Source organism: Clostridium aestuarii (genome assembly GCF_026735135.1).
Classification (GTDB): domain Bacteria; phylum Bacillota; class Clostridia; order Clostridiales; family Clostridiaceae; genus Clostridium_H; species Clostridium_H aestuarii.
The window spans coordinates 894,583-915,483 of record NZ_JAPQER010000001.1 but is presented as its reverse complement, the minus strand read 5'-3'; the positions used below and the strand labels follow the sequence as shown (position 1 = coordinate 915,483).

Genomic DNA, 20,901 nt, shown 5'->3' with positions numbered 1-20,901 from the left:
TTAGTTTTTAATAAGGAGGTGGACGCAATGCTAAGCAATAATAGAAAACTAAAAGAAGCAAAAGTTCAAGAAATAAGAGAAAAGTTAGAAAAGTCAGAAGCAGTTGTACTTGCTAACTACCAAGGATTGAACGTTGAAGAAGATACTAAACTTAGAAAAGATTTAAGAGAAGCTGGAGTAGAATACAAAGTTTACAAGAACACATTAGTTACTTTAGCTGCTAAAGAGTTGGGTATGGAAGGTATATTAGAATACTTAAAAGGACCAGTTTCAATGGCGATTTCATATGAGGATGTAACAGCACCAGCTAGAATCCTTAATGATTTTGCAAAAGAACATAAAAATTTAGAATTGAAAGCTGGAGTAGTTCAAGGCGAAGTGTATGATGAAGCTAAAATTAAAGAGCTTGCATCAATACCATCAAAAGAAATACTTATTGCAAAATTACTTGGCAGCTTAAAAGCTCCAATGTCCAACTTAGTTTATTTATTAAATGCAATAAAAGAGAAAAACGAATCAGCTGAAAGTGCTGAATAAAATTGAAAATATAATTTCATAAGTTTAAAAAAAAATTTGGAGGTGCGATAATAATGACAAGAGAAGAAATGATTCAAGCTATAAAAGAAATGTCAGTGTTAGAATTAAACGAATTAGTAAAAGCATGTGAAGAAGAATTTGGAGTAAGTGCTGCTGCACCAGCTGCAGCTGCTGGAGCTGCTGCAGGAGCTGGAGCTGCTGAAGAAAAAACAGAATTTGATGTAGTTTTAGCTAGTGCTGGATCACAAAAAATTAAAGTTATAAAAATTGTTAGAGAAGTAACAGGATTAGGATTAAAAGAAGCTAAAGGTATAGTTGATGGAGCTCCAAAGACATTAAAAGAAGCTATTGCTAAAGACCAAGCTGAAGAAATGAAAGCAAAACTTGAAGAAGTTGGTGCTACAGTAGAATTAAAATAAAAATTTCACTTGTTAAATTTATAAAAAGGCACTTATAAATAAGTGCCTTTTTTAAATATGCATATATGTGGTTGACACTCAAAATCTATTATGATATTATAATTTAATGCATGAAAATTTAAATCATAAATAATAATTTATAATGTTGAATTAATCTATTTTTTTGGGTTATACTAATAAAATGAGCAAGTTTAATTTAAGGTATAAAATACCTATTAATATATTATATTGTTGTTATTTCTTATGCGAGGGGTGAAATTTTAATGGTACATCCTATTCAAATTGGTAAAAGAATGAGAATGAGCTTCTCAAAAGTTAATGAAATATGTCCTATGCCTAATTTGATAGAAATTCAGTTAAATTCTTACAAATGGTTTTGGGATGAAGGATTGAAAGAGGTATTTGATGATATCAATCCTATACAAGATTATACAGGAAACCTTGTTCTAGAATTTGTTGACCATAAACTAGATAAGGAAAGTATTAAGTATTCCGTAGAGGAATGTAAAGAACGGGATACAACTTATGCTGCACCTTTAAAAGTAAAGGTAAGATTATTAAACAAGGAAACTGGTGAAGTTAAAGAACAAGAAGTATTCATGGGAGATTTCCCATTGATGACACAACAGGGTACGTTTGTTATTAATGGTGCTGAAAGAGTTATAGTAAGTCAGCTAGTAAGATCACCAGGAGCTTATTATGGCTATAATGTTGATAAAACGGGAAAAAAACTTTTTTCTGCAACAGTAATACCTAATAGAGGAGCTTGGTTAGAGTACGAAACGGATTCAAATGATATTATATACGTTAGAATTGACAAAACAAGAAAGCTTCCAATCAGTATCCTTGTAAGAGCTTTAGGACTTGGAAGTGATGCGGAAATCATAGATTATTTTGGTGAAGACGAGAGATTAAAAGCTACAATAGAAAAAGATAATACTAAAACTAGAGAAGAAGCGTTACTTGAAATATATAAAAGATTAAGACCAGGAGAACCACCAACAGTAGATAGTGCAGTTTCACTTATAAATTCGCTATTTTTTGATGCGAAAAGATACGATTTGTCTAGAGTTGGAAGATATAAATTTAATAAGAAGCTAGCAAGTTATATCAGAATACTTAATCAAGTAGCAGCAGAAGATATAGTTAATTCTGCTACTGGAGAAATATTAGTCCAAAAAGATGAAATTATAGATAGAGAAAAAGCTCTTGAAATACAAAAATGTGGTATAAATTGCGTAAACATACAAGTTGAGGATAAAGTTGTTAAAGTTATAGGTAACAACTTCGTTGACATACATAAATTCATAGATTTCGATATTTCTGATTTGAAAATTAAAGAACATGTACACTATCCTACATTGAAGAAAATACTTGATAACTGTAGTGATGAGAAATCTATAAAAGAAGAGATAAAGAAAAATATCCATGAGTTAGTACCTAAACATGTAGTTACAGATGATATATATGCTACTGTAAGTTATGAATTAGGATTACCTTATGGTATAGGGAACATCGATGATATTGATCATTTAGGAAACAGACGTTTAAGATCGGTTGGAGAACTATTACAAAACCAATTTAGAATTGGATTATCAAGAATGGAGAGAGTAGTCAAAGAGAGAATGACTATTCAAGACCAAGAAGTTATAACACCTCAAGCTTTAATAAATATAAGACCAGTTGCAGCAGCAATTAAAGAGTTCTTTGGAAGTTCGCAGCTTTCACAGTTTATGGATCAAACAAATCCACTATCAGAATTAACACATAAAAGAAGATTATCAGCTTTAGGACCAGGAGGTCTTTCAAGAGAAAGAGCTGGTTTCGAAGTTAGAGATGTTCACCATTCTCATTATGGTAGAATGTGTCCTATAGAAACGCCTGAAGGACCTAATATAGGGCTTATAAACTCACTTGCATGTTATGCTAAAGTAAATGAGTATGGATTTATAGAAACTCCATATAGACTTGTAGAAAAGAAAATAGGAAGAGTTACAGACAAAATAATTTATTTAACAGCAGATGAAGAAGATCAATATCTTGTAGCTCAGGCTAAAGAACCTATGGACAAAGAAGGACATTTTATTGACGATAAAGTAACAGTTAGAAAAGAAGAAGATGTTCTAATTGTTCCTAAAGAGCAAGTAGATTTAATGGATGTTTCAGCTAGACAAATAGTTTCTGTAGCTACTGCAATGATTCCATTTCTTGAAAATGATGATGCCAGTCGTGCGTTAATGGGATCAAACATGCAGCGTCAGGCGGTACCTTTATTAAAACCAGCAGCACCAATAGTTGGTACAGGAATAGAATATAAAGCAGCTATAGATTCAGGAGTTCTTCCAAAAGCAAAACATGATGGAACAGTTATTTATGTAAGCGCTGATGAAGTAAAAGTAAAGAGAGATTCAGATGGTGGAATTGATAGATATAAGCTTATTAAGTATAAGAGATCTAACCAAGGAACTTGTATAAATCAAAGACCTATAGTAGAAAAAGGTGAAATAATAAAAGCTGGGGATGTTTTAGCAGATGGACCATCAACAGATTTTGGAGAAATAGCTTTAGGTCAAAATATACGTATGGGATTCATAACTTGGGAAGGATATAATTACGAAGATGCAATGCTTATATCAGAACAACTTGTACGTGATGATGTATTTACATCAATTCATATAGAAGAATATGAAGCAGAAGCTAGAGATACAAAACTAGGTCCAGAAGAAATAACAAGAGATATACCAAATGTTGGTGAAGATGCACTTAAAAATATAGACGAACGTGGAATAATCAGAACAGGTGCAGAAGTTAGATCTGGAGACATATTAGTAGGGAAAGTTACTCCAAAAGGAGAAACAGAACTTACTGCTGAAGAAAGACTTTTAAGAGCTATTTTCGGAGAAAAAGCAAGAGAAGTTAGAGATACTTCCTTAAGAGTTCCTCACGGAGAAGCAGGAATAATTGTAGATGTCAAAGTATTTACAAGAGAAAATGGTGATGAGCTACCTCCGGGTGTTAATGAATTAGTTAGATGTTATATTGCTCAAAAGAGAAAGATATCTGTTGGAGATAAAATGGCAGGAAGACATGGTAATAAGGGTGTTATTTCCAGAATATTACCAGAAGAAGATATGCCGTTTTTACCAGATGGAAGGCCTCTTCAAATATGTTTAAATCCGTTAGGTGTACCTTCACGTATGAATATTGGTCAGGTGCTTGAAGTACATTTAGGCTGGGCAGCAGCAGAATTAGGATGGCATATTGCAACGCCTGTATTTGATGGTGCAGAAGAAGAGGAAATTGTTGAATTGCTTAAAGAAGCAGGCTATACGGCTGATGGTAAGACTGTTTTATCTGATGGAAGAACAGGAGAACCTTTTGATAGTAAAGTTACTGTAGGATATATGTATATTTTAAAGCTTCATCATTTAGTTGATGATAAGATACATGCTAGATCTACAGGACCATATTCATTAGTTACACAACAACCATTAGGAGGAAAAGCTCAATTTGGTGGTCAAAGATTTGGAGAAATGGAAGTTTGGGCATTAGAAGCATATGGCGCAGCACACACACTTCAAGAAGTTTTAACAGTTAAATCTGATGATGTTGTTGGTAGAGTTAAAACATATGAATCTATTGTAAAAGGAGAAAATATACCAGAACCAGGTGTTCCAGAATCTTTTAAAGTTCTTATTAAAGAACTACAAGCTTTATGCTTAAATGTAAAAGTATTAAGTGATGAAAATGAAGAAATAAAAATTAAAGAAGCAGAAGCAGAAGAAGAAGAAATGGAAGACTTAGGAATAAACATTGAAGGTGCAGAAGATACAGTTACTTCTAAACCTAGTAATGATTCCGTAGAAAATGTTAACAATAAAGATGAATATGAAGAAGATATAAATCTAGATTATGAAGAATTACCATTAGATGAAATTACAAATGGATTAGAATTAGAAGATTTTAATGATGAACATTAATGTGGAGGGAGGACTTACCCTTGATAGAATTAAATAATTTTGAGGCCTTACAAATAGGTTTATCTTCACCAGAGCAAATTAGAGAGTGGTCAAGAGGAGAAGTTAAAAAACCTGAAACTATCAACTATAGAACATTAAAGCCAGAAAAAGATGGGTTGTTTTGTGAAAGGATATTTGGACCTATAAAAGATTGGGAATGTCATTGTGGTAAATATAAAAGAGTAAGATACAAAGGAATAGTATGTGATAGATGTGGAGTAGAAGTTACAAAATCTAAAGTAAGACGTGAAAGAATGGGCCATATAGAGCTTGCAGCTCCTGTGTCTCATATATGGTATTTTAAAGGTATACCGTCTCGTATGGGACTTATTCTTGATATGTCTCCGAGATCTTTAGAAAAAGTACTATACTTTGCATCGTATATAGTTTTAGATCCTAAAGAAACTCCATTATTAAAGAAACAATTGTTAAATGAAAAAGAGTATAGAGAAAGTATTGATAAATATGGAGAAAATAGCTTTGATGCTGGAATGGGTGCTGAAGCTGTAAAAAGATTATTATATGAAATTGATTTAGTTCAGCTATCTAAAGAACTAAAAGAAAATCTAAAAACTAGTACAGGGCAGAAAAAAGTAAGAACTATAAGAAGACTAGAGGTTGTAGAATCTTTTAGAAAATCTAAAAATAGACCAGATTGGATGATTATTGATGTAATACCAGTAATACCTCCAGATTTAAGACCTATGGTTCAATTAGATGGAGGAAGATTTGCTACATCTGATTTAAATGATTTATATAGAAGAGTAATAAATAGAAATAATAGATTGAAAAAACTTTTAGATTTAGGTGCTCCAGATATTATAGTGAGAAATGAAAAAAGAATGCTTCAAGAAGCAGTGGATGCACTTATAGATAATGGAAGACGTGGTAGACCTGTTACTGGTCCAGGAAACAGACCTTTAAAATCATTATCAGATATGCTAAAAGGTAAACAAGGAAGATTTAGACAAAACCTACTTGGTAAACGTGTTGACTATTCAGGACGTTCGGTTATAGTTGTAGGTCCAGAACTTAAAATGTATCAATGTGGTCTTCCTAAAGAAATGGCACTTGAATTATTTAAACCATTTGTTATGAAAAAGCTAGTAGAAAGAGGAACTGCTCATAATATAAAAAGTTCTAAAAAAATGGTTGAGAGAATAATGCCTCAAGTTTGGGATGTACTCGAAGAAGTAATTTCAGAACATCCAGTGCTTTTGAATCGTGCTCCTACGCTGCATAGACTGGGTATTCAAGCTTTCCAACCAATTCTTGTTGAAGGTAAAGCAATAAAGCTTCATCCGTTAGTATGTACTGCATATAATGCTGATTTTGATGGTGATCAAATGGCGGTGCATGTACCGCTTTCTGTAGAAGCTCAATCAGAAGCAAGATTTTTAATGCTTGCAGCTAATAATATATTAAAACCATCTGATGGTAAACCTGTATGTGTACCTACTCAAGATATGGTCTTAGGTTCATATTACTTAACATTAGATAAAGATGGAGTTAAGGGAGAAGGCAAGATTTTCTCAAGTAAAGAAGAAGTGTTGATGGCTTATCAAGTTGGTGTAATTGATATTCATGCAAAAATAAAAGTTAAGTTGTCTAAAGTTAAAGATAGTAAACTTGTTAGCGGAATAATTGATACTACACCAGGAAAATTGATATTTAATGAATCAATACCTCAAGATTTAGGGTTTATTGATAGAAGTAAATCAGAAAATGAATTTAAACTAGAAGTTGATTTCTTAGTTAGTAAGAAGAATCTAGGAAAGATAATAGACAAATGTTATAATAAATATGGTGCAACTATGACATCAGTAATGTTAGATAGGATTAAGGCAAAAGGATATCATTATTCTACTATAGGAGCTATAACAATATCAGTATCTGATATGACAGTTCCTGAGAATAAAGGTAAATTGCTTGCAGATACTGATGCTGCTGTAGATAAAATTGAAAAAATGTACAGAAGAGGATTTATCTCAGAAGATGAAAGATATGAAAGAGTTATTGAAAAATGGACTCAAACTACAGAAAATGTTGCGAATTCATTAATGAATAGCCTTGATAAGTTTAATCCGATATTTATGATGGCGGATTCAGGAGCCAGAGGTTCAAAGAGTCAGATCAAACAGCTTGCTGGTATGAGAGGACTTATGGCTAATCCATCAGGTAAAATTATCGAATTGCCTATTAGAGCATCATTTAGAGAAGGACTTGATGTATTAGAATACTTTATTTCAACTCATGGAGCTAGAAAAGGTAATGCTGATACAGCTTTAAAAACTGCCGATTCAGGATATTTGACTAGAAGACTTGTTGATGTAAGTCAAGATGTTATAGTTAGAGAAGAAGATTGTGGAACCAAAGAAGGATATTATGTTTCAGAAATTAAAGAAGGAAATGAAGTAATTGAAACATTAGCTGAAAGACTTACAGGAAGGTATTCTGCAGAAGATATAAAAGATCCATCAACAGGGGAAATTATAGTTAAAAAAGACATTTATATGGATGAATATATAGCTGGAAGAATAGAAGAAACAGGTGTTAAAAAGGTTAAAATAAGATCTGTATTTACATGTAGAGCAAAACACGGAGTTTGTGCTAAATGTTATGGCATGAATATGGCTACAGCTAGAAAGATAAATATTGGAGAAGCTGTAGGTATAATTGCTGCTCAATCAATTGGTGAACCAGGAACACAGCTTACAATGAGAACATTCCATACAGGTGGAGTTGCTGGAGCAGATATTACGCAAGGTCTTCCTAGAGTTGAAGAAGTATTTGAAGCTAGAAAACCAAAAGGACTTGCAATAATAAGTGAAGTTGCAGGTACTATAAAAATTGAAGAGACTAAGAAAAAGAGAATCGTACACGTAATAGATGATAATGCTGAAAGTAAGAGTTACGATATACCTTTTGGTTCAAGAATAAAAGTTATGAGTGGAAATAAAATTGAAGCAGGTGATGAAATCACTGAAGGTTCAGTAAATCCACATGATATATTAGCAATTAAAGGGCCGTTAGAAGTTAAAAACTATTTACTATCTGAAGTGCAAAAAGTATATAGACTTCAAGGGGTTGATATAAACGACAAGCATTTAGAAGTTGTTGTAAGACAAATGACTAGAAAAGTTAAAGTGAAAGATTCAGGAGATACTGAGTTGCTTCCAGGAACTTTAGTAGATATATTTGATTTTGAGGGAGCAAATAAGCAAATAACAGAACAAGGTGGAGAAACAGCAACTGGTGATATAGCATTACTAGGGATAACTAAAGCTGCTCTTGCTACCGATTCATTCTTATCAGCTGCCTCATTCCAAGAAACTACTAGAGTGCTTACTGATGCAGCTATAAAAGGTAAAGTTGACCCATTATTAGGATTGAAAGAAAATGTAATAATTGGTAAACTGATTCCTGCTGGAACGGGAATGATGAAGTATAGAGCAGTAAAGCTAAACACAAGTGAAGAGGTTCATAACGAAGAAGTAATAAATATTAATGAAGCTTAATATTGATTTTATTGACACAATGAAACTAAAATGATAAAATACATTTTGTGTGTATTATGCATGCTTAGAGACAAAATTGATTTTTGTCTCTAACGTAATGTTTAAAAGGGAGGTTTATAATGGTTAATAGGCTTGAAGGCAAAAGTGTTATTGGTCTAAAGCAAACAACCAAATGCATCAAAAATGGAGAAGGAAAAATTCTTTATGTTGCAAAGGATGCTGATAGTAAACTAATGAATCCCATAATAAAATCAGCCAATGTAAAAGCTCTAGAAGTTATCTATATAGATACAATGAAAGAACTGGGTAAACTATGTGGAATAGATGTAGGAGCTGCAGTTGCTTTGATTTTAGAATAATAATTTAGCTAACAACAAAAATTTATATATTGTTAATTAAGCTTTAAGGAGGTGTAAAGATGCCAACAATAAACCAGTTAGTAAGAAAAGGAAGAAAGACATTAGAGACTAAGTCAACATCACCAGCATTAAAACAATGCCCACAAAAGAGGGGAGTATGTACAGTTGTTAAGACTACAACTCCTAAGAAACCTAACTCAGCTTTAAGAAAAGTTGCAAGGGTAAGACTTACAAATGGATATGAGGTTAGTGCCTACATTCCAGGTATAGGTCACAATTTACAAGAGCATAGTGTTGTTTTAATAAGAGGTGGAAGAGTAAAAGACCTTCCAGGTGTTAGATACCACATTGTTAGAGGTGCATTAGATGCAGCAGGTGTGGCTAACAGAATGCAAGGAAGATCAAAGTATGGTGCAAAAAGACCAAAACAAAAATAGTTGATTAAAATAGTGCTATGTCTTCAGCATTTATATAGATTATATATAGATTATATACTTATAGGTTTTGCAGAAGAGAGCACTTTACGGTAGAAATACCGAGTACCTGTGAATTAAATAATATGTTAAGGAGGGAAGAAAAGTGCCAAGAAAAGGATTTACACCTAAAAGAGATGTATTACCAGATCCAATGTACAACAGTACAGTAGTTTCAAAGCTTGTCAATTCTATAATGTTAGATGGTAAAAAAGGAGCAGCTCAAAAAATATGCTACGGTGCATTTAACATAATTCAAGAAAAGACAGGAAAAGATGCTATGGAAGTTTTCGAAGCAGCTATGAACAATGTTATGCCGTTACTTGAAGTAAAGGCTAGAAGGATTGGTGGAGCTACTTATCAAGTTCCTATAGAAGTTAGACCAGAAAGAAGAGAAACTTTAGGACTAAGATGGTTAGTTACAGCTACTAGAAAAAGAGGAGAAAAGTACACAAGAGAAAGATTAGCAGGAGAATTAATGGATGCTGCTAATAATACGGGTTCAGCTGTTAAAAAGAGAGAAGATACTCATAAAATGGCAGAAGCAAATAAAGCATTTGCTCACTATAGATATTAATAGAAGTTTTAAAATGAAATTTATTAAATTAAGGATAAAACTGTTTTGGAATTTACCAAAGCAGTTTTGTCCAATTCTAAATTTACGTTACGATGATTAACTAGGCAATTTACTTGTTGAGAGGAGGAAAAAAAGTGGCTAGACAATATCCTTTAAATAAGTTCCGTAACATAGGTATAATGGCTCATATAGATGCTGGTAAAACTACTGCAACGGAACGTATACTATTCTATACAGGAAAAACACATAAAATTGGTGAAACACATGAAGGCGCAGCTACTATGGACTGGATGGTTCAAGAACAAGAAAGAGGTATAACTATTACTTCAGCTGCAACTACATGTTTTTGGAAGGAACATCAAATAAACATTATAGATACACCAGGACACGTAGATTTCACTGTAGAGGTTGAAAGATCACTTAGAGTATTAGATGGTGCAGTTACTATCTTAGATGCAAAAGGTGGAGTTGAACCGCAAACTGAAACGGTTTGGAGACAGGCGGACAAATACCATGTTCCAAGAATGGCGTTTATAAATAAGATGGATATATTAGGTGCTGACTTTTATATGTCAGTAAATTCTATGAGAGAAAGATTACATGCTAATGCAGTACCAATACAAATTCCAATAGGAAAAGAAGATAATTATCAAGGGCATGTAGATCTTGTAACGAATAAAGCTATAATTTTTGATCATGAATTAGGAGTTAACTTTGAAGAAGTTGAAATTCCAGAAGATTTAAAAGAAAAAGCGCAAGAATATAGAAGTTCAATGATAGAAGCTATTGTTGAAACAGACGAAGAATTAATGATGAAGTATCTAGAAGGTGAAGAAATTACTGAAGAAGAACTTCATACTGCATTAAGAAAAGCAACTATAGATAATCACATTATACCAGTATTTTGTGGTACTGCATATAAAAATAAAGGTGTTCAACAATTACTTGACGCAGTTATACGATATATGCCATCTCCATTAGAAATCGAAGCTATTAAAGGTGTAGATGAAGATGGAAATGAAATTGAAAGAAAAGCAGATGATAATGAACCACTAGCTGTTTTAGCATTTAAAATTGCTACGGACCCATTTGTTGGTAAATTAGCATTTGCTAGAGTTTATTCGGGCGTTATAAAAAGTGGAAGTTATGTCTTCAATAGTACAAAAGGCAAGAAAGAAAGAGTAGGAAGACTTGTTAAAATGCACGCTAATCATAGAGAAGAAGTTGAAGAATTATATGCTGGAGAATTAGGTGCTATAATAGGTCTTAAAAACACAACTACTGGAGATACTTTATGTGACGAAAAAGATTCAGTAATACTTGAAAGTATGGAATTCCCAGAACCAGTTATACATGTAGCTATAGAACCAAAGACAAAAGCTGGTCAACAAAAGATGGGGATAGCACTTGCTAAACTTGCAGAAGAAGATCCTACATTTAAGACTTATACAAATCAAGAAACAGGTGAAGTAATTATCGCTGGTATGGGTGAATTGCACCTTGAAATCATAGTTGATAGACTTCAAAGAGAATTTAAAGTTGAGTGTAATGTTGGTGCTCCACAAGTTGCTTACAAAGAAACTATTAAGGAAGCTGTTAAAGCTGAAGGTAAATTTGTAAGACAATCTGGAGGTCGTGGACAATACGGACATTGCTGGATTGAATTGATACCAAATGAGGGAGAATATGAATTCGAAAATGCTATAGTTGGAGGAGTTATTCCAAGAGAATATGTTCCGGCTGTAGATAATGGAATCCAAGAAGCTGCTCAAAGTGGTATTTTAGGAGGCTTCCCAGTTATCAACTTTAAAGTTAAATGTTATGATGGTTCATACCATGATGTCGATTCATCAGAAATGGCATACAAAGTTGCCGGTTCTATGGCGTTTAAACATGGTATGGCTAAAGCAAATCCAGTATTACTTGAACCAACTATGAAAGTTGAAGTAGTTGTTCCAGAAGAATATATGGGAGACGTAATGGGTGATATTAACTCTAGAAGAGGTAGAATAGAGGGAATGAATCCAAGATCAGGTGCTCAAGTTATAAATGCATTTGTACCATTATCAGAAATGTTTGGTTATGCAACTGTATTAAGATCAAGAACTCAAGGAAGAGGAACTTATACTATGGAATTTGATCATTATGAAGAAACTCCAAAGAGTATTGCAGAAAAAATTCTTGGGAAAAAATAGTTTTTGAATTAAAACATATTTTAGTAATAAAAAACAATAAAATATAAATTAAAATAAATTATTGATTAGGAGGAATAAAGAATGGCAAGAGCAAAGTTTGAAAGAACTAAACCACATGTTAACATTGGTACAATAGGACACGTAGATCATGGTAAAACAACAACAACAGCAGCAATCACAATGACATTAGCAAAAGCAGGTGGAGCAGAAGTACAAAACTATGAAGACATAGATAAAGCTCCAGAAGAAAAAGAAAGAGGAATTACAATCAACACAGCACATGTTGAATATGAAACAGAAAACAGACATTATGCACACGTTGACTGTCCAGGACATGCTGACTATGTAAAGAACATGATAACAGGAGCAGCACAAATGGATGGAGCTATCTTAGTAGTATCAGCAGCAGATGGTCCAATGCCACAAACAAGAGAACATATACTATTAGCATCAAGAGTAGGTGTTAAACATATAGTAGTATTCTTAAACAAATCAGACCAAGTAGATGATCCAGAATTATTAGAATTAGTAGAAATGGAAGTAAGAGAATTATTAAGCGAATATGGATTTGATGGAGATGACTGTCCAGTAGTAACAGGATCAGCATTAGAAGCAATAGAACAAGGAAAAGACGAATGTATTTTAGAATTAATGGCAGCAGTAGATGAATACATACCAACACCAGAAAGAGAAACTGACAAACCATTCTTAATGCCAGTAGAAGATGTATTCACAATCACAGGAAGAGGAACAGTTGCAACTGGAAGAGTTGAAAGAGGAATACTTCACGTAGGCGATGTAGTAGAAATCGTTGGAATGAAAGAAGAAGTTGGAAGCACAACTATAACAGGAGTAGAAATGTTCAGAAAGATGCTTGACGAAGCGATGGCAGGAGATAACATAGGAGCATTATTAAGAGGTGTTCAAAGAGCTGAAATCGAAAGAGGTCAAGTATTAGCACAACCAGGAACAGTAACACCACACAAGAAATTTGTAGGTCAAGTATATGTATTAAAGAAAGAAGAAGGTGGAAGACATACTCCATTCTTTAATGGATACAGACCACAATTTTATTTCAGAACAACAGACGTTACAGGATCAATAGATTTACCAGATGGAGCAGAAATGGTAATGCCAGGAGATCATATAGATATGACAGTTGAATTAATTACACAAGTAGCAATGGAAGAAAACCTAAGATTCGCTATCAGAGAAGGTGGAAGAACAGTAGGTTCAGGAGTTGTTACTACAATAATAGAATAATTTTTGATAAAGTTTAATTAAAAAAGATTTTAATTAATAAAGGCCTTTATTATAAAAGGGAGAGGGGGAAACCCTTCTCTTTTTGTTTAAAAAATCTGAAAATAATTGTTTTATAAAGGATAATTAATAATAATTAAGGAATTTATGATAAAAGATAAAAAATACTTGTCAAATGAAAAAAAATATTATACAATATAAGAGTTGTGACATGAAACAGCGATGAAGCAAGAGGTTGCTGGATAATCCAGGGTATTCTTAGCTGAGCATGCTTGATCTTGAATCAGGCGGCAGTGTTATGTTATGGTGTTGATAAAAATGATGCAACACCTGGAACAGTTTACACAACACTGGAGTTATGTTTACGAATTTAAAGAGTTATGAAAAGGAGGGAATAAAAAATGGCAAGTCAAAAAATAAGAATTAGATTAAAAGCTTTTGATCATAGTATTTTAGATCAATCAGCTGAAAAAATTGTTGAAACTGCAAAGAATACAGGAGCTAAAGTAGCAGGACCAGTGCCACTACCTACTGAAAAAGATGTGGTTACAATATTAAGAGCTACTCATAAATATAAAGATTCAAGAGAACAATTTGAAATTAGAACTCATAAGAGACTAATAGATATATTAAGCCCATCACCAAAAACTGTTGATGCTTTAATGAGATTAGATTTACCAGCAGGTGTAGATATTGAAATAAAACTATAGTTACCACAAAAAAATCATGAGATGTTATGATTGCAGACATTGTGATCCACTAATATTTTAGGAGGTGCTGAAATGAAAAAAGCAATAATTGGTAGAAAACTTGGAATGACTCAAATCTTTGATGAAAATGGTAAAGTGATTCCAGTTACAGTTATAGAAGCAGGTCCATGTGCAGTTCTTCAAAAGAAAACTGTAGAAAATGATGGATATGATGCTATACAAGTAGGATTTGAAGATATAAGAGAAAAATTAGCAAACAAGCCAAGAAAAGGACATTTTGCTAAGGCGGGAGTATCTGCAAAGAGAATAGTTAAGGAATTTAAAGTTGAAAACATCGATGGATATGAAGTTGGAAGTGAAATTAAAACTGATGTTTTTGAAGTAGGAGATAAGGTAGACGTAACAGGAACTTCTAAAGGTAAGGGATTCCAAGGCGTTATAAAAAGATGGAATTTTTCAAGAGGACCTATGAGTCATGGATCAAAATTCCATAGAGCACCGGGCTCAATGGGTGCAGCTTCAGACCCATCAAGAACATTTAAAAACATGAAAATGCCAGGACATATGGGAAATAAGAAAACAACTGTTTTAAATCTTGAAGTTGTTAAAATTATGCCAGAAAAAAATATCATCTTGATAAAAGGTGGAGTACCAGGATCAAATAAAGGCTACATTGTAATTAGAGATACAGTGAAAGCTTAAAGTTTTTGAGGAAAGGAGGATATAGGATGCCAACAGTAGATTTATTTAACAGAGAAGGACAAAAGGTTGGAGATATTCAATTATCTGACAGCATATTTGCATTTGAAGTGAATGAAAATGCTTTACATCAAGTTGTTGTTGCACAACTTGCAAATAAAAGACAAGGAACTCAATCAACTAAAACTAGATCTGAAGTTTCTGGAGGTGGAAGAAAACCTTGGAGACAAAAAGGAACTGGTAGAGCAAGACAGGGTTCAATAAGAGCAGCACAATGGATTCATGGTGGAGTTGTATTTGCACCAAAACCAAGAGAATATAGAATGTCAATTCCAAAATCAATGAGAAGAGTAGCTATGAAATCAGCTTTAAGTAGCAAAGTTGCTGAAGGTGAAATAGTAGTTTTAGAAAACTTGGAATTAGATACACCTAAAACTAAAGAAATGGTTAAAATGATTAATGCTTTCCAAACTAAAAAGGCTTTAATCGTTGTACCAGAAAGCAATGAAAATATTTACAAATCAGTAAGAAATATTGAAGGTTCAATAGTAGTGCCAGTTAATAATTTAAATGTATATGACATATTAAAATACGATAAATTTATCGTTACAAAAGAAGCAATTGCTAAGATTGAGGAGGTGTATGCATAATGATGAAAAACAGTTATGATATTATAAGAAGACCAGTAATAACTGAAAAAAGCATGTCTGATATGGCAGATAGAAAATACACCTTCATTGTAGATATACATGCTAATAAATCTCAAATCAAAAGAGCAGCTGAAGAAATATTTGATGTGAAAATTGAAAAAGTAAACACTGTAAAAGTTATGGGAAAAATTAAAAGAGTTGGAGTACATGTAGGAAAAAGAGCTGATTATAAAAAAGCGATGATTACCTTAACTCCAGAGAGTAAAACAATAGAATTCTTTGAAGGAATGTAAATTCAAAGAAACAACTTAAAAAGCAGTTATTGGCGGAGTGCCAGATAAGCGGCAAGAAGGAGGGAATATAGATGGCAGTTAAAAAGTTTAGGCCAACTACACCTTCAAGAAGACATATGACAGTTCCTACTTTCGAAGAAATAACTACTAGTAAACCAGAAAAATCACTTCTTGTTACAATAAAGAAGAATGCTGGTAGAAACAATATGGGTAGAATAACTGTTCGTCATCGTGGTGGTGGAGAAAAGAAAAAATACAGAATAATTGATTTTAAAAGAAATAAAGATGGAATACCAGCAAAGGTTGCTAGTATAGAATATGATCCAAACAGAACAGCATACATAGCACTTTTAAATTATGCTGATGGAGAAAAAAGATATATAATTGCACCAGTAGGATTAAAAGTTGGGGATGCAGTTGCATCTGGTGTTGATGCTGATATCAAACCTGGTAATGCACTACCATTAAAGAATATGCCATTAGGTACAGTAGTTCATAACATAGAATTACAAGTTGGTAAAGGCGGTCAAATGGTTAGAGCGGCTGGAACATCAGCGCAACTTATGGCTAAAGAAGGTAACCATGCGACATTAAGACTTCCAAGTGGCGAAATGAGATATGTAAGAATTGAGTGCAGAGCTACTATAGGAACAGTTTCTAATGTAACAAATGATATTATACACATAGGTAAAGCAGGAAGAAAAAGACATATGGGATTCAGACCAACTGTCAGAGGATCTGTAATGAACCCTAACGATCACCCACATGGTGGTGGAGAAGGTAAATCTCCAGTTGGACGTCCAGGTCCTGTTACTCCATGGGGTAAACCTACTCTTGGATACAAGACTAGAAAGAACAAAAAATATTCAGATAGAATGATCGTTAAAAAAAGAGGACAAAAATAATAATTAAATAGAAAAGGAGAGAATGAAAGTTCTCTTCCTGTATTCTTAAAACTCATGAAAGGAGGACGCTAAATTGAGTAGATCATTAAAAAAGGGACCTTACGTAAAAGAATCTTTATTAGAAAAAATTGAGGAAATGAATGAAAAAGGTGAAAAGAAAGTTATAAAGACTTGGTCAAGATCATCAACAATATTTCCTCAAATGATAGGTCACACTATAGCTGTCCATGATGGTAGAAAACATGTTCCTGTTTATATAAGTGAAGATATGGTAGGACATAAATTGGGTGAATTTGTTTTAACAAGAACATTTAAAGGGCACATAGATAAAAGTGAAAAATCATCACGTGTAAGATAGTCGTAGGAAGGAGGAACAAAAATGGAAGCTAGAGCTATAGCAAAATATGTAAGAATGTCTCCAAGAAAAGTAAGAATAGTTCTTGATTTAGTAAGAGGCAAAAATATTAGAGAAGCTTTTGCTATATTAAAATATACTCCCAAAGATGCAGCAGTTGAAATTAACAAAGTGTTAAAATCAGCTGTAGCTAATGCAGAAAATAACTTTAACTTAGATGTTAATAAATTATATGTTGCAGAGGCTTATGCTAATCAAGGACCAACACTTAAGAGATTTAAGCCACGTGCACAAGGTAGAGCATATTCAATAATGAAAAGAACTTCTCATATTACATTAGTAGTAAAAGAAAGAATATAGAAGGAGGGATATAGAGTGGGACAAAAAGTACATCCACATGGGCTCAGAGTCGGCGTAATAAAAGACTGGGATGCTAAATGGTATGCAAACAGCAAGAATTTTGCAGATAATTTAATAGAAGATAATGAAATAAGAAAATATGTAAAGAAAAGAGCTTATACAGCTGGTGTTTCTAAAATAGAAATTGAAAGAACTCCAAAAAGAGTTAAGCTTAATATATATACTGCTAAACCTGGAATGTTAATAGGAAAAGGTGGAAAAGGTATAGAAGCATTAAAAAAAGAACTTCTTAAGATGGTAACAGAGAAAAATGTTATAATCAATATTGTTGAAGTTAAGAGACCAGAAGGTAATGCACAATTAATGGCTGAAAATGTTGCTCAACAACTTGAAAGAAGAATTTCATTTAGAAGAGCTATGAAGCAAACAATTCAAAGAGCTATGAGAAGCGGAGTTAAAGGTGTTAAAACTGCTTGCGCAGGTAGACTTGGAGGAGCTGAAATAGCTAGAACTGAGCAATATCATGAAGGTACAATTCCTCTTCAAACATTAAGAGCTGATATAGATTATGGATTTGCTGAAGCAGATACAACATACGGAAAAATAGGTGTTAAAGTTTGGGTATATAGAGGGGAAATTCTTCCAACAAAAAAAGTTAAAGAGGAAAAAGTGCAGGAAGTTAACAAATAAAGGAAGGAGGAATAAGTTATGTTGATGCCAAAAAGAGTAAAACATCGTAAACAACATCGTGGCAAAATGAGAGGAAAAGCAACAAGAGGAAATTTCCTTGCATATGGTGATTATGGTATTCAAGCGACTGCATGTTCTTGGATGACAAGTAACCAAATTGAAGCTGCCAGAGTAGCAATAAATAGATACATTAAAAGAGGAGGAAAACTTTGGATTAAGGTTTTCCCAGATAAGCCAGTAACTGCAACTCCAGCTGAAACTCGTATGGGTAAAGGTAAAGGTTCAGTAGAATATTGGGCTGCTGTAGTTAAACCAGGCAGAGTATTATTTGAACTTTCTGGAGTTCCAGAAGATGTAGCTAGAGAAGCGATGAGACTTGCTTCACATAAGTTACCAATGAAGACTAAGTTCGTTACAAGAAGAGATTTTGAACAAATGGGTGGTGAAGTAAATGAGGGCTAATGATTTAAAAGAATTAAAACAAAATTCTTCTCAAGATTTAATTGTAAAAGTAAATGACTTAAAGGCCGAGTTATTTAATTTAAGATTTCAATTAGCAACTGGCCAACTTGAAAACCCAGTAAGAATAAAACAGGTTAAGAAGTCAATAGCTCAAGTTAAAACAATACTTAGAGAAAAAGAATTACAAGCACTTGACCAATAGTATACCGAAAGGAGGATTACCAAGTGGAAAGAGGAAACCGAAAAACTAGAATAGGTAGAGTTGTTTCAGATAAAATGGAAAAAACTATTGTAGTTGCAGTTGAAAATAAAGTCCGTCACCCATTATATGGTAAGACAATGAATAGAACTAAAAAGTTTAAAGCTCATGATGAAAATAATGAAGCTAGAGTTAATGATAAAGTTTTAATAATGGAAACAAGACCATTATCAAGAGATAAAAGATGGAGATTAGTACAAATCGTTGAAAAAGCAAAATAATTCAATGATTGAAAGGAGGCATATGCATGATACAGCCACAAACACGCTTAAAAGTAGCAGATAACACTGGAGCAAAAGAAATTATGTGTATCAGAGTTTTGGGCGGTTCAAAAAGAAAATATGGTAATGTTGGAGATATAATAGTTGCTAGCGTTAAGAGTGCAACACCAGGCGGTGTTGTTAAAAAGGGAGAAGTAGTTAAAGCTGTTATTGTTAGAACTAAAAAAGGAACAAGAAGACTTGATGGTTCTTACATAAAATTTGATGAAAATGCTGCTGTTATTATTAAAGATGATAAACAGCCAAAAGGAACACGTATATTTGGAACAATTGCAAGAGAATTAAGAGAAAAAGATAAAGAATTCAATAAAATTTTATCATTAGCACCTGAAGTTCTATAAAAAGGAGGTGGCTACGATGGCAAAAGTGCATGTAAGAAGAACAGATAAAGTAGTTGTTGTTTCAGGTAAAGACAAAGGTAAAATAAGCGAGGTTTTAAAAGTTTATCCAAAAACTGGAAAAGTTTTGGTTAAAGATGTTAATATTGTTACTAAACATGTAAAACCTAATAGAGAAAATATGCAAGGTGGAATTGTTAAAAAAGAAGCACCAATAAATAGTTCAAAAGTTATGTTACATTGTACTAAATGTAATTCTGCTACAAGAATTAGTAAGAAACTTTTAGACGATGGAACTAAAGTTAGAATTTGCAAAAAGTGCGGAGAAATACTTTAGGCGTTGAAAGGAGGTTTACTTAATGGATAGACTACAACAAAAATATAATAATGAAGTAGTACCGGCCCTAATGGAGAAGTTTGGATATAAAAATATAATGGAAGCTCCAAAACTTGAAAAAATAGTTATTAACATGGGTATAGGAGAAGCTAAAGATAATTCTAAGGTAATAGAAATAGCTATGGCTGATTTAGAAATGATATCAGGACAAAAACCTATAGTTACTAGAGCGAAGAAATCAGTAGCTAACTTTAAGATAAGAGAAAAGATGCCAATAGGATGTAAAGTTACATTAAGAAAATCAAAGATGTATGAGTTTGCAGATAGATTAATGAATGTAGCGTTACCAAGAGTAAGAGATTTTAGAGGTGTTTCAGCTAAATCATTTGATGGCAGAGGAAATTATGCATTAGGCATGAAAGAACAGATCATATTCCCAGAAATCGAATATGATAAAATCGATAAAGTAAGAGGTATGGATATCATATTTGTTACTACTGCTAAAACTGATGAAGAAGCAAGAGAGCTTTTAAGATATCTTGGAATGCCATTTGCTCAGTAATAAGGAGGGATAACATGGCACGTAAAGCGATGATTATAAAATGGAAAAAAGAGCCTAAATATTCAAGTAGAGCGTATACTAGATGCAGAATATGTGGAAGACCACATTCTGTTTTGAAAAAATATGGAATATGTCGTATTTGCTTTAGAGAATTAGCATATAAAGGACAAATTCCAGGATGTAGAAAAGCTAGTTGGTAAAAAGATATAGTATTAGAAAGGAGGCATAATAGATGGTTATGACAGACCCTATTGCAGACATGCTAACTCGTATAAGAAATGCAAATATAGTTAGACATGAAGTTGTTGAATTCCCGTCATCAAATGTTAAAAAAGCTTTAGCTAATATATTACTTAAAGAAGGATACGTTAAAGATGTTGAGGAGTATGCAGATGGAGCAGTTCCAATGTTAAGAATGTCATTAAAGTATCAAGGAAAAGAAAGAGTTATAACTGGTCTTAAGAGAATATCTAAACCAGGTTTAAGAGTATATTGTAAAAAAGATAGTGTTCCTAAAGTGTTAAACGGATTAGGAGTTGCAATGATTTCAACTTCTAAAGGAATAGTTACAGATAAAGAAGCTACAAAATTAGGACTAGGTGGAGAAGTTATTTGTTACATTTGGTAATTTAACGTGAATAGG

Annotated in this window: 25 protein-coding genes and 1 other annotated feature (1 of these 26 only partly in view); all 25 genes read left to right on the top strand. The window is 33.0% G+C overall.

What is annotated here, in order from left to right; translation table 11 throughout:
* Window positions 1-14, top strand: a sequence feature (ribosomal protein L10 leader region) (it extends 129 nt beyond the left edge of the window).
* Window positions 15-27: 13 nt separating this feature from the next.
* The gene (gene rplJ / locus OW763_RS03930) at window positions 28-537 is read left to right on the top strand and encodes a 50S ribosomal protein L10 (RefSeq protein ID WP_268039754.1); all 510 of its coding nucleotides are present in this window, start codon (window positions 28-30) and stop codon (window positions 535-537) included.
* Between the two features lie 53 nt (window positions 538-590).
* On the top strand, window positions 591-956 hold the full coding sequence (rplL, locus tag OW763_RS03925; protein WP_268039753.1) for a 50S ribosomal protein L7/L12: 366 nt from the start codon (window positions 591-593) through the stop codon (window positions 954-956).
* Window positions 957-1,219: 263 nt separating this feature from the next.
* Window positions 1,220-4,936: a DNA-directed RNA polymerase subunit beta gene (gene rpoB, locus OW763_RS03920; RefSeq protein WP_268039752.1), complete on the top strand. Its 3,717-nt coding sequence runs from the start codon at window positions 1,220-1,222 to the stop codon at window positions 4,934-4,936.
* A gap of 20 nt (window positions 4,937-4,956) precedes the next feature.
* A complete protein-coding gene (rpoC, locus tag OW763_RS03915) occupies window positions 4,957-8,493 on the top strand; it encodes a DNA-directed RNA polymerase subunit beta' (RefSeq protein ID WP_268039751.1) in 3,537 nt (1,178 codons plus the stop codon).
* A 119-nt stretch (window positions 8,494-8,612) separates the two neighbouring features.
* A complete protein-coding gene (locus OW763_RS03910) occupies window positions 8,613-8,852 on the top strand; it encodes a ribosomal L7Ae/L30e/S12e/Gadd45 family protein (protein WP_268039750.1) in 240 nt (79 codons plus the stop codon).
* A 59-nt stretch (window positions 8,853-8,911) separates the two neighbouring features.
* Window positions 8,912-9,289, top strand: a complete 378-nt coding sequence (gene rpsL / locus OW763_RS03905; RefSeq protein WP_268039749.1) for a 30S ribosomal protein S12 — start codon at window positions 8,912-8,914, stop codon at window positions 9,287-9,289.
* 142 nt (window positions 9,290-9,431) lie between these two features.
* Window positions 9,432-9,902 carry a 30S ribosomal protein S7 gene (gene rpsG, locus OW763_RS03900; RefSeq protein WP_268039748.1) on the top strand — a complete coding sequence of 157 codons (471 nt, stop codon included), beginning with the start codon at window positions 9,432-9,434 and terminating at the stop codon, window positions 9,900-9,902.
* Between the two features lie 134 nt (window positions 9,903-10,036).
* A complete protein-coding gene (gene fusA / locus OW763_RS03895; RefSeq protein ID WP_268039747.1) occupies window positions 10,037-12,097 on the top strand; it encodes an elongation factor G in 2,061 nt (686 codons plus the stop codon).
* An 81-nt stretch (window positions 12,098-12,178) separates the two neighbouring features.
* Window positions 12,179-13,360 (top strand): elongation factor Tu, encoded by a 1,182-nt coding sequence (tuf, locus tag OW763_RS03890; protein ID WP_268039746.1) that lies wholly within the window; start codon window positions 12,179-12,181, stop codon window positions 13,358-13,360.
* A gap of 398 nt (window positions 13,361-13,758) precedes the next feature.
* The gene (rpsJ, locus tag OW763_RS03885; protein ID WP_268039745.1) at window positions 13,759-14,067 is read left to right on the top strand and encodes a 30S ribosomal protein S10; all 309 of its coding nucleotides are present in this window, start codon (window positions 13,759-13,761) and stop codon (window positions 14,065-14,067) included.
* A gap of 72 nt (window positions 14,068-14,139) precedes the next feature.
* Complete coding sequence (rplC, locus tag OW763_RS03880) at window positions 14,140-14,769, top strand: 50S ribosomal protein L3 (RefSeq protein ID WP_268039744.1); 630 nt, start codon at window positions 14,140-14,142, stop codon at window positions 14,767-14,769.
* A gap of 26 nt (window positions 14,770-14,795) precedes the next feature.
* Window positions 14,796-15,416 (top strand): 50S ribosomal protein L4, encoded by a 621-nt coding sequence (gene rplD / locus OW763_RS03875; RefSeq protein WP_268039743.1) that lies wholly within the window; start codon window positions 14,796-14,798, stop codon window positions 15,414-15,416.
* Complete coding sequence (gene rplW, locus OW763_RS03870) at window positions 15,416-15,709, top strand: 50S ribosomal protein L23 (RefSeq protein WP_268039742.1); 294 nt, start codon at window positions 15,416-15,418, stop codon at window positions 15,707-15,709. Before rplD ends, rplW begins: the two co-directional genes overlap by 1 nt.
* Before the next feature lie 71 nt (window positions 15,710-15,780).
* Entirely contained in the window at window positions 15,781-16,614 is an 834-nt protein-coding gene (gene rplB, locus OW763_RS03865) for a 50S ribosomal protein L2 (protein WP_268039741.1), read from the top strand.
* Between the two features lie 73 nt (window positions 16,615-16,687).
* Entirely contained in the window at window positions 16,688-16,972 is a 285-nt protein-coding gene (rpsS, locus tag OW763_RS03860; protein ID WP_268039740.1) for a 30S ribosomal protein S19, read from the top strand.
* A 21-nt stretch (window positions 16,973-16,993) separates the two neighbouring features.
* Window positions 16,994-17,329 (top strand): 50S ribosomal protein L22, encoded by a 336-nt coding sequence (rplV, locus tag OW763_RS03855; protein ID WP_268039739.1) that lies wholly within the window; start codon window positions 16,994-16,996, stop codon window positions 17,327-17,329.
* A 15-nt stretch (window positions 17,330-17,344) separates the two neighbouring features.
* A complete protein-coding gene (gene rpsC / locus OW763_RS03850; RefSeq protein WP_268039738.1) occupies window positions 17,345-18,019 on the top strand; it encodes a 30S ribosomal protein S3 in 675 nt (224 codons plus the stop codon).
* An 18-nt stretch (window positions 18,020-18,037) separates the two neighbouring features.
* Entirely contained in the window at window positions 18,038-18,481 is a 444-nt protein-coding gene (rplP, locus tag OW763_RS03845) for a 50S ribosomal protein L16 (protein WP_268039737.1), read from the top strand.
* On the top strand, window positions 18,471-18,683 hold the full coding sequence (gene rpmC, locus OW763_RS03840) for a 50S ribosomal protein L29 (protein ID WP_268039736.1): 213 nt from the start codon (window positions 18,471-18,473) through the stop codon (window positions 18,681-18,683). Before rplP ends, rpmC begins: the two co-directional genes overlap by 11 nt.
* A gap of 23 nt (window positions 18,684-18,706) precedes the next feature.
* Window positions 18,707-18,961, top strand: coding sequence for a 30S ribosomal protein S17 (gene rpsQ, locus OW763_RS03835; protein ID WP_268039735.1), 255 nt, complete (start codon window positions 18,707-18,709; stop codon window positions 18,959-18,961).
* A gap of 26 nt (window positions 18,962-18,987) precedes the next feature.
* Window positions 18,988-19,362, top strand: coding sequence for a 50S ribosomal protein L14 (rplN, locus tag OW763_RS03830; RefSeq protein WP_268039734.1), 375 nt, complete (start codon window positions 18,988-18,990; stop codon window positions 19,360-19,362).
* A 16-nt stretch (window positions 19,363-19,378) separates the two neighbouring features.
* Complete coding sequence (rplX, locus tag OW763_RS03825; RefSeq protein WP_268039733.1) at window positions 19,379-19,696, top strand: 50S ribosomal protein L24; 318 nt, start codon at window positions 19,379-19,381, stop codon at window positions 19,694-19,696.
* Window positions 19,697-19,718: 22 nt separating this feature from the next.
* Complete coding sequence (gene rplE / locus OW763_RS03820; RefSeq protein WP_268039732.1) at window positions 19,719-20,258, top strand: 50S ribosomal protein L5; 540 nt, start codon at window positions 19,719-19,721, stop codon at window positions 20,256-20,258.
* 14 nt (window positions 20,259-20,272) lie between these two features.
* A complete protein-coding gene (locus OW763_RS03815; protein WP_268039731.1) occupies window positions 20,273-20,458 on the top strand; it encodes a type Z 30S ribosomal protein S14 in 186 nt (61 codons plus the stop codon).
* Between the two features lie 32 nt (window positions 20,459-20,490).
* The gene (gene rpsH / locus OW763_RS03810) at window positions 20,491-20,886 is read left to right on the top strand and encodes a 30S ribosomal protein S8 (RefSeq protein WP_268039730.1); all 396 of its coding nucleotides are present in this window, start codon (window positions 20,491-20,493) and stop codon (window positions 20,884-20,886) included.
* Window positions 20,887-20,901 lie beyond the last annotated feature (15 nt).

What these genes read in the sequence shown, in the direction of transcription:
- rplC (WP_268039744.1), top strand. Translation starts at nt 14,140, where the DNA reads ATGAAAAAAGCAATAATTGGTAGAAAACTTGGAATGACTCAAATCTTT.
- tuf (WP_268039746.1), top strand. Translation starts at nt 12,179, where the DNA reads ATGGCAAGAGCAAAGTTTGAAAGAACTAAACCACATGTTAACATTGGT.
- rplN (WP_268039734.1), top strand. Translation starts at nt 18,988, where the DNA reads ATGATACAGCCACAAACACGCTTAAAAGTAGCAGATAACACTGGAGCA.
- OW763_RS03910 (WP_268039750.1), top strand. Translation starts at nt 8,613, where the DNA reads ATGGTTAATAGGCTTGAAGGCAAAAGTGTTATTGGTCTAAAGCAAACA.
- rplW (WP_268039742.1), top strand. Translation starts at nt 15,416, where the DNA reads ATGATGAAAAACAGTTATGATATTATAAGAAGACCAGTAATAACTGAA.
- rplJ (WP_268039754.1), top strand. Translation starts at nt 28, where the DNA reads ATGCTAAGCAATAATAGAAAACTAAAAGAAGCAAAAGTTCAAGAAATA.
- rpsL (WP_268039749.1), top strand. Translation starts at nt 8,912, where the DNA reads ATGCCAACAATAAACCAGTTAGTAAGAAAAGGAAGAAAGACATTAGAG.
- rplB (WP_268039741.1), top strand. Translation starts at nt 15,781, where the DNA reads ATGGCAGTTAAAAAGTTTAGGCCAACTACACCTTCAAGAAGACATATG.
- rplX (WP_268039733.1), top strand. Translation starts at nt 19,379, where the DNA reads ATGGCAAAAGTGCATGTAAGAAGAACAGATAAAGTAGTTGTTGTTTCA.
- OW763_RS03815 (WP_268039731.1), top strand. Translation starts at nt 20,273, where the DNA reads ATGGCACGTAAAGCGATGATTATAAAATGGAAAAAAGAGCCTAAATAT.
- rplV (WP_268039739.1), top strand. Translation starts at nt 16,994, where the DNA reads ATGGAAGCTAGAGCTATAGCAAAATATGTAAGAATGTCTCCAAGAAAA.
- rpsJ (WP_268039745.1), top strand. Translation starts at nt 13,759, where the DNA reads ATGGCAAGTCAAAAAATAAGAATTAGATTAAAAGCTTTTGATCATAGT.
- rplP (WP_268039737.1), top strand. Translation starts at nt 18,038, where the DNA reads ATGTTGATGCCAAAAAGAGTAAAACATCGTAAACAACATCGTGGCAAA.
- rpsH (WP_268039730.1), top strand. Translation starts at nt 20,491, where the DNA reads ATGGTTATGACAGACCCTATTGCAGACATGCTAACTCGTATAAGAAAT.
- rplD (WP_268039743.1), top strand. Translation starts at nt 14,796, where the DNA reads ATGCCAACAGTAGATTTATTTAACAGAGAAGGACAAAAGGTTGGAGAT.
- rpoB (WP_268039752.1), top strand. Translation starts at nt 1,220, where the DNA reads ATGGTACATCCTATTCAAATTGGTAAAAGAATGAGAATGAGCTTCTCA.
- rpmC (WP_268039736.1), top strand. Translation starts at nt 18,471, where the DNA reads ATGAGGGCTAATGATTTAAAAGAATTAAAACAAAATTCTTCTCAAGAT.
- rplE (WP_268039732.1), top strand. Translation starts at nt 19,719, where the DNA reads ATGGATAGACTACAACAAAAATATAATAATGAAGTAGTACCGGCCCTA.
- rplL (WP_268039753.1), top strand. Translation starts at nt 591, where the DNA reads ATGACAAGAGAAGAAATGATTCAAGCTATAAAAGAAATGTCAGTGTTA.